Genomic DNA, 14,998 nt, shown 5'->3' with positions numbered 1-14,998 from the left:
CACCGGTCACGTGTCCGAGCACGGGTGGCTTTTTACGGCCCGCGCGGGGCGCACGCTTCTAAAGGCAATGTTTGACAGGATCGACAGGATGAACAGGATGAAGACCGATCGATTTTAAATCCTGTTCATCCTGTCGATCCTGTCAAACATTGCCTTCGCATCGCTATCGCGCGTTCGTGCCCCGCTCCCGGGCGGTCGCGGCTCGTCAACAACAGCGGCGCCGCAGGTGGGTTCATGTATAAGGCCTACGCGCCCGGGGCGCCGCCCGGCCCGGGGTCGCAAACCGCGTTCAGTCGCTTGATCGCCGTGTGCCGCTCGGCCGCCTTCGCGAACCGCTCCACGAGCGTGACCTCATCGGCCCCCACGGACAGCCGTTCGAGGAGGTCGCAGGAGGCCTGGTACCCGGCGTCCCGGCCGAGCGCCTTTCCCAGCACCATCAGCGTCGCCCCGCTGAACGCGACGCCGACGAACTCCAGCCGCATCACGAACGACGAGTAGGTGGTGGCGTGCCGGTTCAGGCTGCCCGGTGAGCGGGTGATTTGTTCGACCACCTCGACCGTCGTCCCCCGCCACTCGTTCAGGCGCTCGACGAGGGCCGCCAGGTCGTGCATCAAGAGCGTGTTCATTGTGAGACCGTCCGGGGTGCCGGCCGTGACCGCCGCGGCGGGGCGGTCGCGGTCGCGCCAACCGTGATGGTACGGGACGCCCCTTCGGGCTACCATCACCCCCGCCGGCCCCGCGGCGGGCGCGAACCTGTTCGCCGGCGCTCGTCTCGGAATAGACCGGAGGGGCCGTTTCATCCACGTGCGCGAGCACTTCGGCACGGGATGTTCCACCAAATGAAGCCCGCGTTCGTTACCGCGCATTTGTGTCAGGGGTTTTTAATTTGCGGAGCCGCAGAAGGACGGACGAAGATCGGACGTGAGCCAATGGGGTGCAGATCATGAAGATTGTTTCACTGCTCATTGTGTTCGGCGCCGGCGCGGTGATCGGTTGGGGCGCCCGCCCGAGCGGGTCAGGGCTCGACGGCACCTGCCCGAAACAGGTCCTCGTTCAGCACCCCGATCCGGACCGGGTCGGGCTGAGCATGTGGACCTCCGTCCGTTTGTGCCGGGTCGGCGACACCGACCTGGATGCGTTCCCCCCGCTCACCACGCCGGGCGAGTACTGGGTCTTCACGATCGACGGCGTCCGCTACTGCGGCGTCGGGCGGGAGCAGAAGCGCCTGGTGAACGTCCCGTGAGCCGCCCTTCGGCCCTCATCGTAGCCGCAGCGTTGCTTCCAGTGGCTCTGTAGCCGATGGACTGGTACAGTAACACTACGTAATTTGGGCGTTTGCAAGTGGCGACACGCCAATACGTGAGTGACTGTATCAGGCCGCGGAGTAGTCAATGAGACTGATTTTGGTTTTCGCATTAGCGGCCTTCGCCGGCGTGGCCGTTAATGCCGATGAGAAAGTGGAGAAGATCGACGCCGAAAAACTGATCGGCAAGTGGCAGATAAAGGAAAAGCCCGGGGCCGAGGTTGAATTTGGCAAGGACGGCAAAATGAGGATAACCGCTGATGGGGTCAAGCTGGAGCCCGATGCCCACGAGCGATCGTATAAGGTTGACAATAATAAAATAGTTGCGACCACGGCTGATGGTAAAAAGGACATGACGTACACCGCCATTAAGATTGCTGATAATGAGATTGTGATCACCAACCGCGGCCAGGTGGAGACGCTGATTCGCGTTCAGGAAAAGCCTTAACCGGGGCGCCGGCCGCTCGCGCCACCATCCGGGAATGACGAGCGGCTTACACCCGAGCTTGGACCGTGAACCGCTGAGTGAAGTTTCACCCGCCGGAGTGCCCATCCTTCAATCGAGACACCGGGGGCTCTCCGGGTGTCTGAATAGCTGATGATGTGCCGTCCATGTCATGCACCGTGAACCGTTTGGCACTTGGCTGACGGGACGGCATCGAAAAGGAATTGCGCGCTTTGTGCTGGCAACGGCGACGGCCGCGCTTTTTTGGGAAGGCGTTTGTACCACGCCCCAAAGGGCATAACCCGAAAGCACGTCGGTTGCAACGGCCGAGCGGTGGGGAGTTGAACTCCTCAGCTCCCGTCACTGACGTGACTTTGGCTCGTTTCTGCCTACCCCTGGAAAACGAAGAAAGCCCTGGTTTCCCAGGGCTTTCGCGAGGTGGAGGTGAGGAGAGTTGAACTCCTGACCTCTTGAATGCCATTCAAGCGCTCTACCAACTGAGCTACACCCCCTCGGCTGAAATTAACCTAGTGGCGGAACGGGGCGGCGTCAACCCTCTACCGCCGCGAGTCGTTGAACTAGACGCGAACACCTCCCGGCCGCACAATCATCCCAGTTCCCGACGCGGACCGGAGGCGAGTGGTGAAGAAGCACGCGGCGAAGTGGGTCGTTCCGTTCCTGAAATACGGCGTCGGGTTCGCCCTGCTCGCGTATGTCATTTCGCGGTACTGGGAGCCGAAGACGACCGTCAAGGTCGATCCCCAAACCGGGGTGGAAACCGTCCTCGTCACGCCCGGCATCGGGGAAATGATTCAAGGCCCCATCGCGTTCGAGTGGCTGGCCGGCGCCGCCCTGCTGATGGTCGTGGCCGCGGCGCTGCAAATTTACCGCTGGTACCTGCTGGTTCGCGCGCTCGACCTGCCCTTCGGCGTGCGGAACGCCTACCGGCTCAGCCTCGTGGGGATCTTCTACAACACGTTCATCCCCGGCTCGGTCGGCGGCGACCTCGTGAAGGCGTACTTCATCGCGCACGCCCACCCGGAGCGGAAGTCGCGGGCCGTGGCGTCGGTCATCGCGGACCGCGCGCTCGGGCTGTTCGGGCTCATCCTGTTCGTCGCCGTGCTGGGGTCCGTGGCCTGGGCGACCGGCGACCCGCGCATCTCCCGGAACCCGGACCTCCAGAAGATCGTGAAGCTCATGGCCGCGATCGCGTCCGGGAGCGTGCTCGGGTTCCTGCTCCTGGGGCTGTTGCCGGCGCACCGCGTGGACCGGTTCGCCGGGCGCCTGAAGTGGGTCCCGAAGCTCGGGGCCGCGCTGGCGGAGATGTGGTACGCGGTGTGGGAGTACCGGAAGCGGTTGAGGGTGGTGGCGGTCGGGGTGCTGCTGTCGGCGGTGTCGCACTTCGGGCTGGTGTTCGCCTTCCACTGCGCGTCCCGGGTGTTCCCGCCGGCGGACCCGGCCGCGGAACTGGCCAGCGCGTCCGAGCACATGGTGATCGCGCCGATCGGGTTCATCGCCCAGGCGATCCCGATCACCCCGGGCGCGGTGGGCGTGGCCGAGGGCGTGTTCGCGTGGCTCTACAAGCTGTCCGATCGCCCCGAAAGGCGGGGCATCATCGCCCGGCTCTCGCTCCGGCTCGTGGAGTGGCTCATCGCCCTCACCGGCTACCTGGTGTTCCTGCGGATGCGGGCCGAGGTGCGCGAGATCCAGCACGACATCGAGGTCGAAGGGGAAGCCGGCGGGGCCGAAGCCGCGAACCCCAAGACCTGACACCGTATTCTGTCGTTCCGAGCTGGTGCGGTGCCGGGAGCCGCATCCAGGCCCACTTCGGCCGGATGCGGCCTCACCCCGGGCCGCTGGCCCCGTTCCGGAGCCAGCGGGCGGGCAGGCCGCCGGTGCGGAACACGTCCGTCAGCATCTGGCGGGCGGTGGCGTCGCGCACCGTCGCCTCCATCGCGGCGACCGTCTGTTCGACCGGGTACCCGACCCGCTTCAGTTGCACCTCGTCGCCGTCGATCACCGCGTACGACGCCAGCGGGTTGCCGTCGCGCCCGATCCCGACGCTGCCCGGGTTCACGACCAGCGTCGCGCCCACCTGAAGGGTGTACGGGATGTGGGTGTGGCCCGCGAGCAGGTAGTCCACCTTCAGCCCCGCGAGCCGGGGCTTCCAGAACGCCGGGTCGGGCGGGGCGTACTCGTCCATCGGGTCCCGCGGGGTCGCGTGGACCATCAGGAACCGCTTGCCGCTCAGGGTGAACATCCGCGACGTGGGGAGCTCGGCCAGGTACCGCCGCTGCACCGGCGAGAGGGCCGCGACCGAGAGCGGGCGGGTGACGGCGGTGAGGAACCGGAACCCGCCGGCCCCCTGGATCTCGACGTTCTGCGCCGCCCCGTGGTCGTGGTTCCCGCGGACGCAGTGGGCGGCGTGGCGGCGCACCCAGTCCACGCACCACGCCGGCTCGGGGCCGTAATCGACCAGATCGCCGACGCACAGGCACAGGTCGAACGGCTCGCGGACGGCTTCGAGCGCGGCCCGGTTCCCGTGAATGTCCGCGACCACCAGCACGCGCATGCGTCGGCCCCCTGTCGCGAATTCTAGGGCACGAACGCGGGGCGGGAAGCGACGGGCGGGAGCCGGAAGAGGAGTGGCCACAAAAACGCACAAAAGACGAAGGCAGCAGAGGATTGGCCGCAAAAAAGCACAAAAGGCACAAAAGGGAACCTAAGACGAAGGCGGAAGAGGATTGGCCGCAAAAAAGCACAAAGGGCACAAAAGGGGACATAAGACGAAGGCAGTAGAGTTGTTTTAAAACACTTCTCTTCGTCTTAGGTTTTCTTTTGTGCCCTTTGTGCTTTTTTGCGGCCAATCCTCTTCCGCCTTCCGCCTTCCGGCTTCCGCCCGTGCTCACCTCATCGTGTTCGGATCGAGCGTGACGCGGGTGACGCCCGGCACCTTCCGCACGGCCCCGGCGAAGTCCCAGACGTCCGCGGCCCGCGGGACCGACCCGGACACGAGCACGGCGCCGCCCGGCTTCAGTTCGGCCGTCAGCTTCGCGAACCGCGGGTCGGCGGCGCGGATGGCGGCCACCGCGGCCAGCACGTCGGCGGGCTTCGGGCCGGTGCCGGTCAGCGCGCCGGGGGCGGTGAACCCGCCGGGCGGCAGGTCCGGCGCGCCGCTCGCGCGGGGCAGCACCGGGGCGCCCAGGATGTTGACCGGGGCGTTCAGCGTGCTCGGGTGCTGCACGACGACCGTCTTGCCCGGCTCGGCCGCCACGAGCTCGGCGGACGGCGGCAGCGGCGCATTGGGGGCGAACCCGGCGGGGGCGGCCGGCGGCACCACGACGCCCGGCAGCGCCGCCCCGGCGGGCCGGTTGCCCGGCTTCATTTGGCTCGCGAGCGCCCGCAGCAGCGGGTCGGGGGCCGCGTCCACGAAGCAGGTGTTCTTCACCGACTCGACCCCGGGGACCGCCCGGGCCACCGCCTCGGCGCGCCGCATGACCTCCGCGCTGGCGACCGGCCCGCCGATCACCGCGCCCCGGTCCACGACGCTCACCACGATCGGCACGTTGCGGAGCACCGGGTCGGCGTCGAACGCCACCTGGATCGCGCTGCCCAGCGTCAGCTCGGCGAGCGTGACCGTCTTGACCACCGGGGCCGCGGGCGGGAGCGGGTCCGCGGCGAACAGTTGCCCCGCCGTTGCGGCCCAGGCGAGCGCGGCAACCGTGCGAAGGGGTGTCGATGTCAGCAGGTGCGCAAACATGGTGAACCTCACCGGCCGGGTGCGTTCACGACGGTTGTCGCGAATCGCCGCGCCGCGGGCGTACCTCTATTCTCAGTCACGGTCAGTTGAGGTGAAATTGCGCCGTGTAATTTTTACCGGATGAAGTGGAGCGAATTGTTCCACCCGTACCACGCAGCGAACGGCGTCCGGTCGGCGAAGGCGTTCGGCGTGGGTAAGATGTGCGGCCGGCGGGCTGTCCGGGCGGGCGGGTAACGCCGAACCCGATGAGTCGGTATCCAGGCCGTATTCTGGAGCCGGCCTCTGCGACAGGGCTGTTCCGTGTTTGGGTCCGGGTTGTCGGAGCAAGCCCCCTCCCCCAATGGAAGCGGGGCTCAACGCGCCGGTGTTTTTAAGCCCCTCTCCCCGTGGGGGAGGGGTTGGGGAGGGGTCTTCGTAGCCCGCTCAGGTACATACACGGAACGGCCCTGTCACAGAGGCCGGCTCCGGAACACAGCCTGGATACCGACTCATCGGATTCCAGTCGTTTCAAGTTCGCGCAGCGCGGTTCTGGTTTTGGAGTGTGGTCCGCTCACTCCGTGAGCGGTCGCTCCGCGCGTCCGATTCGCTCCGTGGGCGTGCCGGCTCGGTCGTTGCGTGCCACGCGCATCCGATACCCGGAGCGACCGCTCACGGAGTGAGCGGACCACACTCAACGGCCTGTGGATGGGTCTGCTACACCAACTGGAAACTACTGGATTCCGTATCACTCCTCGGGCGGCGGCAGGGGCATGTGGTGCAGGCCGGTGGCGTCGCCGGCGAACGCGGACTTCATCGGCAAGCGGACGGTGAACTTGCTCCCCTTGTCGGGGACGCTCTGCACGAGGATGTCGCCGCCGTGCTCGCGCACGATCTTGCGGCTCACCGGCAGCCCCAGCCCCGTCCCGCGGCTCCCCTTGGTGCTGACGAAGGGCTTGAAGATGTCCTCGAGCTTGTCCGCCGGGATGCCCGGGCCGTTGTCCATGACGATCACCTTCGCCCAGTCCCCGTCGGGCTCCAGCAGCGCCTGAACGGAGAGCTTCGCGCCGGGCCGGTCCGCCAGGGCGTCGAGCGCGTTGCCCGCGAGGTTCAGCACGGCCCGGTGGATGCCCTCGGCGTCGCACGGCACCGCCGACACGCCGGCGCCGGGGCGCCAGTCGATGGCGACGCCGCGGTCCGCGGCCCGCCCCCGCACCAGCTCGAGCACGTCCGCGCACAGGTGGTTCAGGTCCGTCGGCTCGACGACCGGCTCGCGCTCCTTCGAGTAGCTCAGCATGTCCAGGATCAGGTCGTCGATGCGGTTCTGGTTCCGCTCGACGAGCTTCCACCCCTTGCCGAGCAGGTCCGGGTCGGACTCCTTCATGGCGGTGCGCACCATGTCGGCCCCGAACCGCACGCCCTGCATGATGTTCTTGATGTGGTGCGACAGGGCGGCGATCGTCTGCCCCACGGCGGCGAGCCGCTCGGCGTTCACGAGGGCCTGGTGGTAGCGGCTCTCCTCCACCGCGATGGCGGCCTGGTGCGCGATCGCGCTGGCCAGGTGCAGGTGGTCCTCGGTGAACGTGGTCGCCTCCAGCCCGCGGCTCATCACCCGCTTGAGGGACGACTGGGTGTCGAGGAACAGCACCCCCACCACCTCGCGCCGCCCCTTCATGGGGACGCAGATCGCCTCGCGGATGTTGTGCCGGTGCAGGCTCTCGACCGCGCGGAACCGGTCGTCGGAGTGGACGTCCGACACGAGCACCCCCTGCGCCGCGCGCATCACGTGCTCGACGACGGTGCGGCTGACCGCCAGCTCCTCCTGCCGGTTCGTCCCCTCGCGGTAGCGGACCGCCTTGGGCACCAGCCGCCCGGACTCGTCGCGGAGCACGAAGCACCCGTGGTCCGCCTCCACCGACTTGAACACGAGGTCCATGACGGCGTCGAGGAGCTGGTCCACGTCGAGGATGTGGCTGATGACCGCGGCGGTCTCGTACAGCGCCGCGAGGCTGGCGAGCCGGGCGCGCACCCAGTCCGTCGCCGCCGCCGGGCGGGCCAGGATCTGGCTCCCGGCGTCCGCCGCCACGGTGCGCAGGATCGCGGAGTTCAGGTCCGGCTCGGGGCGGGCGTGGAGCCGGACCCGCTCGGTCAGCTCGCCGCCCGCGGCCGGGGACTCGTTGCGCCCGGCGGTGAACACGAGCACCGACTGGCCGACGGTGATGGCGTCGCCGCTGCGGAGCGGGGCCACCTGCACCGGCTGGCCGTTCAGGAGCGTGCCGTTGCCGCTGCCGAGGTCCCGCAGCTCGTACCCGTGCGGGACCGCCCGCACCTCGAGGTGCCGGCGCGACACCTGGGTGTCGTGCAGCGGCACCGCGTTGGCGGAGTGCCGGCCGACGGTGACGGACGGGCTGGTCAGCTCGAACTGCTTGCCCTCGTCCACGCCGCGGATGACGATCAGTCGTGGCACGCACGTTCCCCCGGATCCAGAGCGACGCTTTAATACCGTAACCGTGCGGGCCGCGTGAGGCAACAGCCTTGAGGTCCGCGGCCCCTCCTCACGCGGCATCCGACAGCGCGCGGTTTCGGCTCACGCAGTAAAATGTCGGAAATACATTAGCCGACGGCTTTTGCGTCCGCCGGTCGGCTTCGATCTCCGCCCCGGCCGCGTCTGTCTGTCCGAGCCGCTCTTGGCGCGAACGCACGCATCAGATTTAATGCTGTCGGTCTAACTGAAGCCGGTCGCGGCGCAGAACCGATCAGACTGAACAGGCGCGCGGGGACACGTCGCCAGTAGCGCGTCCGCCCGCCGCACACGGAGAAGCCCTCATGCCGTCGCCCCGCCCGCAGACCCCGAGCGCCCGCCTCCGCTGCGAGCCGCTGGAGGACCGGCTCACACCCGCGTTCGTGCCCGCCCCGACCACCGGGCCGTCGATCCTCCATTTCGAATATAACGATGCTCCCATCCCGTCCCCGTTCGGCACCCTCGGGGCGCTCGAGGCCCCCGGCTCGTCGCTCACCGTCAACGTGTACCGCGACGGCGGGGCGGACGACGCGGTGTCGGTCAAGGTGACGGCCACCGGCCTCACCGCCACCGCGGGGGCGGACTTCGTCGGCGGGGACTACACGGTCTCGTTCGCCCCGGGGCAGCGGGTCGCCACCGTCCAGATCCCGATCATCGACGACGGGCTGGCCGAATCGACCGAGGAGCTGAGGCTCACGATGTCCGCCCCGACCGGCGGCGCGCAGATCGATTGGGGGGCCGTGACCGCCCGGATCGTGGACGGGGACGCCCCGCTCGTGGCGTCGGCCGAGCTGCCCGCCGCGCCCGGCGGCGAGACCTCCGTGCGCCTGGCCAGCGCGAACCGGTGGGTGCTCCTGCCGGCGGAGCTGACCCCGCGGCTGGTGCCGTTCGCCGGGTACGGCGGCGCGGTGTCCGTGGCGCTCGGGGACGTGAACCGCGACGGCACGTGGGACGTGATCGCCGCGGCCACGAACGGGCACGTGAAGGTGCTGGACGGCCGCACGGGGGCCGAGCTGCGCTCGTTCCTGGCGTACACCGGGTACACGGGCGCGGTGCGGGTGGCGGCCGGGGACGTGGACGGCGACGGGTACGCCGACCTCATCACCGGGGCCACGCTCAACGGCCACGTGAAGGTGTTCAGCGGGGCGACCGGGGCCGAGGCGCGGTCGTTCCTCGCGTACCCGGGCGGGCCGGGGCTCACGGACGTGGCGGCCGGGGACGTGGACGGCGACGGGCGCGCGGACATCATCACCGGCGCCGCGATCAACGGCCACGTGAAGGTGTTCGGCGGGGCGACCGGGACCCTGATCCGCTCGTTCCTGGCGTACGAGGGGTACAACGGCGGGATGTTTCTGGCCGCCGGGGACGTGGACGGCGACGGGTACGCCGACCTCATCACCGGGGCCGCGCTCAACGGCCACGTGAAGGCGTTCGACGGCCGCACCGGGGTGGTGCTGCCGACCATCAGCGTCGTCAACCCGGACGGCGCGATCACGGGCATCGCCGCGACCGACCTGGACAACGACGGCCGGGCCGACATCGCGGCCAGCGAGCCGCGCGGCACCTTCTCGGTCGACGGCGGCCCGGACGGCCTCCTGTCCGACGGCAGCATCACCTCCGGTGTCGCCATCTTTGATTGAGCGGCGCGGGTGCGGTGACCCGCGCAGGGCGCACGCTTCTAAAGGCCGTGTTTGACAGGATCGACAGGATGCACAGGAAGAAGACCGATCGATCTTAAATCCTGTTCATCCTGTCGATCCTGTCAAACATGGCCTTCGCATTCCGGTCGCGCGTTCGTGCCCCGCTCCCGGGCGGTCGCGGCTCGTCAAGAACGCGGCCGTATCGCCGGGCCGTGAACCAGGAACACACCCGATTCCGAGGCGCCGGTGCGAATCGTTTGCGTGTCCGATACCCACGGCCGGCACGAGCTCACGCGCGTGCCCGACGGCGACATCTTGGTCCACGCCGGCGACGTGACGCTGGACGGCTCGCTGGAGGACGTGGAGGAGTTCGACCGCTGGCTCGGGGCGCTCCCGCACAGGCACAAAATCGTCATCTGCGGCAACCACGACTGGTGCTTCCAGCGGGAGCCCGAGGCGGCCCGGGCGCGGATCACCAACGCGGTCTACCTCGAAGATTCGGGGTGCGAGGTCGCGGGGCTGACGTTCTACGGCAGCCCGTGGACGCCCCTGTTCTTCGACTGGGCGTTCATGCGGCCCGACGCCGAACTGTTCGAGACGTGGGAGCGGATCCCCGCGGGCACGGACGTGCTCGTCACCCACGGCCCGCCGCACGGCGTTCTGGACCTGACCAACCGCGACACCCGCGCCGGGAGCCTGTCGCTGTTGCACCGCGTGTACGAGCTGAAGCCGCGGCTGCACGTGTTCGGGCACATCCACGAGGCCGCCGGGCGGGCCGAGGCGGGCGGCACGCGGTTCGTCAACGCCGCCACGCACATGGGCAAGGGCGCGGGCGTGGCCGTCGAGTGGGTGTGAGCGGGGCGGCGCCCCTACAGCTTGCGCTTGCGCGGCTTGTTCTTCTTCTTGCGCGTGACCGGCTGCTTCCGCGCCCACTTGATGAACCCGGCCAGCTCGGGAGCCTTCCGCAGCTGCTCGATGGTCGGGTACACGGCCGCCAGCGTCACGTTCGTGTAGGTCGCGTGAACCATCCCGTGGCACTGCGCGCAGATCAGCGCCACGTCCTCCGCCGTCCCGCCCTTCTCCTTGGGGCGGCAGTGGTGCTGCGTCAGGTCGCGCGGCGGGAACCCGCGGCCGCACAGGCCGCAGGGCGTCGGCTTCGGCTCGTCCATCGGGGGACGCCCCTTCCACTCAGGAGTGCTGGCGGACCGCTCCCCCGGAATGATACACTGGGGGACCAAAGGTTCGCGCCCGCTCCCTCACGAACGAGGATGTCCCGCTCCATGAACGCGCTTCTGCTCACGCTCGCCCTCGCGCCCGCCGCCGAGCCCGACCCCGCCGACTGGAAGGCGGCCGAGGCCGCGCACCTGAAGAACGTCCGGCAGCTCACGACCGACTACGTCCGGGCCGGGGAGGGGTACTTCTCGCCGGACGCGACCAAGATCATCTTCCAGGCCGAGGAGAAGGGGACGGGCAACCCGTTCTACCAGATCTTCATCATGGACCTGCGGACCGGCAAAGCGACCCGCATCAGCCCCGGCGTCGGCCGCACCACCTGCGGGTACTTCCGCCCGGACGGCAAGAAGGTGCTGTTCGCCTCGAGCCACTCGGACCCGGACGCCCGGAAGCACCAGGAGGCCGAGGTGCGGCAGCGCGAGGAGGACCGGAAGAACGGCGTGCGCCGCCGGTACTCGTGGGACTTCGACCCGCACATGAAGATCTACGAGGCCGACCTGGACGGCACCGGGCTCAAGTGCCTCACCCCGGACGCCAAGGTGTACACCGCCGAGGGGAGCTACTCGGCGGACGGCAAGCGGATCGTGTACAGCGCCGGCAACGCCGGGAACGTGCAGCTCTTCACCATGCGCGCCGACGGCACCGACGTGAAGCGCCTCACCGACGTGGCCAACTGCTACAACGGCGGCCCGTTCTTCAGCCCCGACGGCACGAAGGTGGTGTTCCGCGCCGACCGCAAGGAGAAGGACCGGCTCCAGCTCTACGTCATCAACGCCGACGGCACCGGGGAGAAGGCGCTCACGAGCGACGACAAGTGGGTGTACTGGGCGCCGTACTGGTACAAGGACAGCCGGCACATCATCTACACCGGCGCGGACCACTCGAACCCCGTCGCCCCGCCGAACTACGACCTGCACTGGATGGACACCGCGACCGGCAAGAGGACCCGCGTCACGTTCGCCCCGGGCCAGGACGTGCTCCCGGTGTTCAGCCCCGACGGCACGAAGGTGATGTGGACCTCGTCCCGCGAGGGCGGGCGGGGGGCGCAGCTCTACATCGCCGACTTCACCCCGCCGAAGTGACGCCGAACCCGGTTAGGGAGGGGAGCAAAGGCAACCCACCCCCCGGCCCCCTCGTCGTGCTCGCCGGCCCGGTCAGCGGAGCTTCCGTGGGCCGGCGGGAAGGGAGGGGGTGGCGCCGCGCGCGTTAGTCCCGGAGCGGGCAGGGAACGCGGGGCTCCGCGCCTCTGGCACCGTAAGCGGCGCGGCCGGGTGGCTGGAGCGCGGGCGTCCCGCCCGCTCCCGCTCCGCGGATCGTGTCGCGATGCGCACGCCCGCCTCCGGCGCAACATGCACGAAGCGAAGGCGGGCGGGACGCCCGCGCTCCACAGAGGGGCACTGTACGGCCGCCGACGGTAACGCACCCGCGGAGCGGGCGCGGGCGGGACGCCCGCGCTCCAGCACCGCGACCGCCGACGGTAACGCACCCGCGGAGCATGGCGTGTTCCTCCCGCCCCGGGGCCACTCCTCTCGGCGCCACCCCTCCCTTCAGGGAGGGGCCGGGGGTGGGTCTTCGCCCCGCGCACCAATTCCGCCTCCGGGTGCGCGCGGGTTTCGCTCCCCCCCCTTCAGGGAGGGGGGCTAAGCCCCGCGCGCGCCTTCAGCGCCGGGACCACTCCTCTCGGCGTCACCCCCTCCCTTCGAGGTGGTGACGGGGTCCGGGGTCGGCGACCCGCCGGTGGTGAACGTGTACGGCGGCCGGGGCGGCGGGCTGGAGCGGAGCTTCCTGGCGTACCTGGAGGGGTTCGTGGGCGGGGTGCGGATGGGAGTCGAAGAGATCGACGGGCGGGCGATGATCCTGACCGGCGCCGGCCCGGGCGCGGGGCCGCACCTGTGCGCGTTCGAGGCCGCCGGCGGCGAGCCGCCGCTGAGCATGTTCGTCGGCCCGACCCGCATCCACGGCGGCGTGTACGTGGGCTGAGGCTGAGAGTCGCAAGTCCACAAGTCCCAAGTCGGCAAGTCGCGATCCGGGAGGTCGTCCCTGCTTCCTGCGACACATCTATTTCCATCCGTTACTAAATTATAATAACTGACAAAATCCATATCTGCTCCGCGGAGACAAAAACAAAGCGGACATCAACCACCCGCCTTGGCGCGTCCCCTCTTGCTGCGCGCCTCACCGCCCGGCATACTTGACCGGCGTCGGTGAGCTCGGCGTCCGCACATGCCCCGGCCCGACGGGGGGCTCGTCACTCCGAGCGGGCGCCGACAGCCCGGCCGCCGAACGGGGAAATCGCTCACGTGAAGAAGCTGCTGCTTGGGCTGACGGCGTTTTGTTTGTTGGCCACTTGGTGTGTGGGACGCCGCGGGAAGCCGTCCACCGGGACCTATGACCTGATCGTGGGCGACCAGACGACGACGCTGCCGGCCTACGACGACCCCCGGCTCATTCAGAACGACATCCTTGCCCATCTCAAACCGCTCTGGGACAACCTGCAATCCGGGGAATCGGTCACCTTCCACTGCACGCGGACCACGCTCTACCAGCTCGGGGCCAGCGGCAACGAGATCAAGAGCGAACGCCGTGGCGCCATCCCGATGACCGTCACAATGCCTTCGTTCAGGTTCTTCAAGGACAGGCACGGCACGAACGGGTTGGAGCAAGCCGAGCCGGGCCGCCCCCCCTCACCGATGATATCGGGTCCCGACCTCCAGTGGACCGTCGTCGATCAGTACCTTCGGGCTGGGGTACTCAGCCCCCAGAAGGTTCGTGAGCTGCTGCAAGGCGGTTGGGGCGATCCGGCGAACGCGCCCGGCGGCAGGTAGTTGTTCGACGCGCTCACGGCGCAAACGTCGCGCAAGCCCCGCGCCGACCGGAGCCGTCGTTCCGTCTGCCCTTGAGCCATGACTCGATGCGGTGTCATCTCGGCCCGTCCACGGTGTGCGGTGCCATCAGAGAGATAGGGGGCGTGCACGCCGCGCGGCTGTAACGGGGGTTACACCGAAGCCGGTGGAGTCGTGCCTTTGCCGGAGCGCGGGCCTCCGGCCCGCTGGTATGCGCCGGGAGTGAGCTGCGGGTCCACGCGAAGCCGAACCGAACCGCTTACGTGAAGCGGGCGAGACGTCCGCGCTCCAGCAAAGGCCAAAACCGACCGTGGGCCCGCTGGTATGCGCCCGGAGTGTGCCGCGGGTCCACGCGGAGCCGAACCGAACCGCCGACCGTAAGCGGGCCGGAGGTCCGCGCTCCAGCAAACGACGATTCCGGCACCCTTCAACCGGGCCGGCTACTCTGCTCGCGGCACAAGACATCCGACGGGGGCACGACGAGACACCCGCTGGTACCATCGCTGCCGATTCGCTCCCGATCCGCTACCCGTTCGCTGGGCGTGGGGATCAGTTCGGTTGTGCGGCTTCTGCCGTCGGTAATGGTCAATGCCCGGACAGTGCCGCGACCCGGCATCGGATTTAAAACCTGATACCGCAATGACTTTCGACCGTTACCAGAAGGTGAACCGCGCCATGACACCCGTTACCCGACCGCCGAAATGCCCACGCCGGTACCGGAACGGATTCGCGCACACGCGATTTGGTCGTCCGGGTTGCGAATAACAGGGCGGTCGCGCATTCCGCTGGAGTGCCGGGGCCAGCGAGAATGGCGCCGCGACCGGTTCCGGACCGTTTACCGACTGTGAGGAGCGAAGCCATCATGAAGGGCATCGAGCGGCTGGTGTTCGTCGGCCTGAACGGGTACGCGGTGGCACTGGACCGCGAGACCGGCGAAATCGTCTGGTCCAACAACGAACTGAAGTCCGGGTACGTGACCCTGCTGCTGGACGGGGACCGACTGATCGTGTCCACGAACGGGTACATCTTCTGCCTGGACCCGCTTACCGGGCGGGTGCTGTGGAACAACCCCATGAGGGGGTACGGGAGCGGCGCGCCGACGGCGCTCGTGTCGGTGCGCGGGCAGAGTTCGCAGGTGCTAGTCGAGCAGGGCGCGGCGGCGACCGGTGCGCGGGCGGCCGCGACCGCCGGCCACACCAGTCACACCACGTCCAGTTGACGGCCGGACGGGCCGGCGAGCGGGGCGCTTACCGCCCGCCGACGCCACTTACCAGGGA

Annotated in this window: 14 protein-coding genes and 1 tRNA gene; 9 read left to right on the top strand and 6 right to left on the bottom strand. The window is 68.8% G+C overall.

From position 1 onward, the window contains the following. Positions 1-245: 245 nt before the first annotated feature. Positions 246-626 (bottom strand): hypothetical protein, encoded by a 381-nt coding sequence (locus R5W23_RS23940; protein WP_261186027.1) that lies wholly within the window; start codon positions 624-626, stop codon positions 246-248. Between the two features lie 317 nt (positions 627-943). Here R5W23_RS23940 and R5W23_RS23935 point away from each other — a divergent pair, with 317 nt between their 5' ends. Continuing rightward, positions 944-1,243 carry a hypothetical protein gene (locus tag R5W23_RS23935; RefSeq protein WP_320688487.1) on the top strand — a complete coding sequence of 100 codons (300 nt, stop codon included), beginning with the start codon at positions 944-946 and terminating at the stop codon, positions 1,241-1,243. Between the two features lie 148 nt (positions 1,244-1,391). Beyond that, positions 1,392-1,751 (top strand): hypothetical protein, encoded by a 360-nt coding sequence (locus R5W23_RS23930; RefSeq protein WP_320688486.1) that lies wholly within the window; start codon positions 1,392-1,394, stop codon positions 1,749-1,751. A gap of 436 nt (positions 1,752-2,187) precedes the next feature. Here R5W23_RS23930 and R5W23_RS23925 read toward each other — a convergent pair. After that, positions 2,188-2,260, bottom strand: a tRNA-Ala gene (locus R5W23_RS23925). Positions 2,261-2,390: 130 nt separating this feature from the next. Here R5W23_RS23925 and R5W23_RS23920 point away from each other — a divergent pair. Then, positions 2,391-3,518, top strand: coding sequence for a lysylphosphatidylglycerol synthase transmembrane domain-containing protein (locus R5W23_RS23920; protein ID WP_261186030.1), 1,128 nt, complete (start codon positions 2,391-2,393; stop codon positions 3,516-3,518). Positions 3,519-3,591: 73 nt separating this feature from the next. On the opposite strand, the gene R5W23_RS23915 is transcribed toward R5W23_RS23920, so the two are convergent. The 3 genes from R5W23_RS23915 to R5W23_RS23905 form a co-directional block, all read right to left on the bottom strand. Continuing rightward, positions 3,592-4,320 (bottom strand): metallophosphoesterase family protein, encoded by a 729-nt coding sequence (locus tag R5W23_RS23915; RefSeq protein WP_320688485.1) that lies wholly within the window; start codon positions 4,318-4,320, stop codon positions 3,592-3,594. Between the two features lie 333 nt (positions 4,321-4,653). Beyond that, a complete protein-coding gene (locus R5W23_RS23910) occupies positions 4,654-5,508 on the bottom strand; it encodes a BON domain-containing protein (protein WP_320688484.1) in 855 nt (284 codons plus the stop codon). Positions 5,509-6,232: 724 nt separating this feature from the next. Next, positions 6,233-7,951: an ATP-binding protein gene (locus R5W23_RS23905; RefSeq protein ID WP_320688482.1), complete on the bottom strand. Its 1,719-nt coding sequence runs from the start codon at positions 7,949-7,951 to the stop codon at positions 6,233-6,235. 359 nt (positions 7,952-8,310) lie between these two features. Here R5W23_RS23905 and R5W23_RS23900 point away from each other — a divergent pair, with 359 nt between their 5' ends. Then, on the top strand, positions 8,311-9,645 hold the full coding sequence (locus R5W23_RS23900) for an FG-GAP-like repeat-containing protein (protein WP_320688481.1): 1,335 nt from the start codon (positions 8,311-8,313) through the stop codon (positions 9,643-9,645). Positions 9,646-9,906: 261 nt separating this feature from the next. Beyond that, positions 9,907-10,500 (top strand): metallophosphatase domain-containing protein, encoded by a 594-nt coding sequence (locus R5W23_RS23895; RefSeq protein WP_320688480.1) that lies wholly within the window; start codon positions 9,907-9,909, stop codon positions 10,498-10,500. Positions 10,501-10,514: 14 nt separating this feature from the next. Here R5W23_RS23895 and R5W23_RS23890 read toward each other — a convergent pair whose 3' ends face one another. Beyond that, positions 10,515-10,814 carry an HNH endonuclease gene (locus R5W23_RS23890; protein ID WP_261186040.1) on the bottom strand — a complete coding sequence of 100 codons (300 nt, stop codon included), beginning with the start codon at positions 10,812-10,814 and terminating at the stop codon, positions 10,515-10,517. A 111-nt stretch (positions 10,815-10,925) separates the two neighbouring features. On the opposite strand from R5W23_RS23890, the gene R5W23_RS23885 reads away from it, so the two are divergent. The 4 genes from R5W23_RS23885 (at position 10,926) to R5W23_RS23870 (ending at position 14,940) form a co-directional block, all read left to right on the top strand. Beyond that, positions 10,926-11,960, top strand: coding sequence for a TolB family protein (locus tag R5W23_RS23885; RefSeq protein ID WP_261186041.1), 1,035 nt, complete (start codon positions 10,926-10,928; stop codon positions 11,958-11,960). 625 nt (positions 11,961-12,585) lie between these two features. Next, the gene (locus R5W23_RS23880; protein WP_320688479.1) at positions 12,586-12,858 is read left to right on the top strand and encodes a hypothetical protein; all 273 of its coding nucleotides are present in this window, start codon (positions 12,586-12,588) and stop codon (positions 12,856-12,858) included. A gap of 320 nt (positions 12,859-13,178) precedes the next feature. After that, positions 13,179-13,703 carry a hypothetical protein gene (locus R5W23_RS23875; protein WP_320688478.1) on the top strand — a complete coding sequence of 175 codons (525 nt, stop codon included), beginning with the start codon at positions 13,179-13,181 and terminating at the stop codon, positions 13,701-13,703. An 880-nt stretch (positions 13,704-14,583) separates the two neighbouring features. Continuing rightward, positions 14,584-14,940 (top strand): outer membrane protein assembly factor BamB family protein, encoded by a 357-nt coding sequence (locus R5W23_RS23870; RefSeq protein ID WP_320688477.1) that lies wholly within the window; start codon positions 14,584-14,586, stop codon positions 14,938-14,940. Positions 14,941-14,998: the final 58 nt, after the last annotated feature.

It is taken from the genome of Gemmata algarum (assembly GCF_034097035.1).
GTDB classification, from domain to species: Bacteria; Planctomycetota; Planctomycetia; order Gemmatales; family Gemmataceae; genus Gemmata; species Gemmata algarum.
The sequence above is the reverse complement of the archived record's forward strand: the minus strand, read 5'-3'. Positions and strand labels throughout refer to the sequence as shown.

Coding starts and splice junctions, on each gene's coding strand:
- R5W23_RS23940 (WP_261186027.1), bottom strand. CDS start 626: ATGAACACGCTCTTGATGCACGACCTGGCGGCCCTCGTCGAGCGCCTG.
- R5W23_RS23935 (WP_320688487.1), top strand. CDS start 944: ATGAAGATTGTTTCACTGCTCATTGTGTTCGGCGCCGGCGCGGTGATC.
- R5W23_RS23930 (WP_320688486.1), top strand. CDS start 1,392: ATGAGACTGATTTTGGTTTTCGCATTAGCGGCCTTCGCCGGCGTGGCC.
- R5W23_RS23915 (WP_320688485.1), bottom strand. CDS start 4,320: ATGCGCGTGCTGGTGGTCGCGGACATTCACGGGAACCGGGCCGCGCTC.
- R5W23_RS23910 (WP_320688484.1), bottom strand. CDS start 5,508: ATGTTTGCGCACCTGCTGACATCGACACCCCTTCGCACGGTTGCCGCG.
- R5W23_RS23900 (WP_320688481.1), top strand. CDS start 8,311: ATGCCGTCGCCCCGCCCGCAGACCCCGAGCGCCCGCCTCCGCTGCGAG.
- R5W23_RS23890 (WP_261186040.1), bottom strand. CDS start 10,814: ATGGACGAGCCGAAGCCGACGCCCTGCGGCCTGTGCGGCCGCGGGTTC.
- R5W23_RS23885 (WP_261186041.1), top strand. CDS start 10,926: ATGAACGCGCTTCTGCTCACGCTCGCCCTCGCGCCCGCCGCCGAGCCC.
- R5W23_RS23870 (WP_320688477.1), top strand. CDS start 14,584: ATGAAGGGCATCGAGCGGCTGGTGTTCGTCGGCCTGAACGGGTACGCG.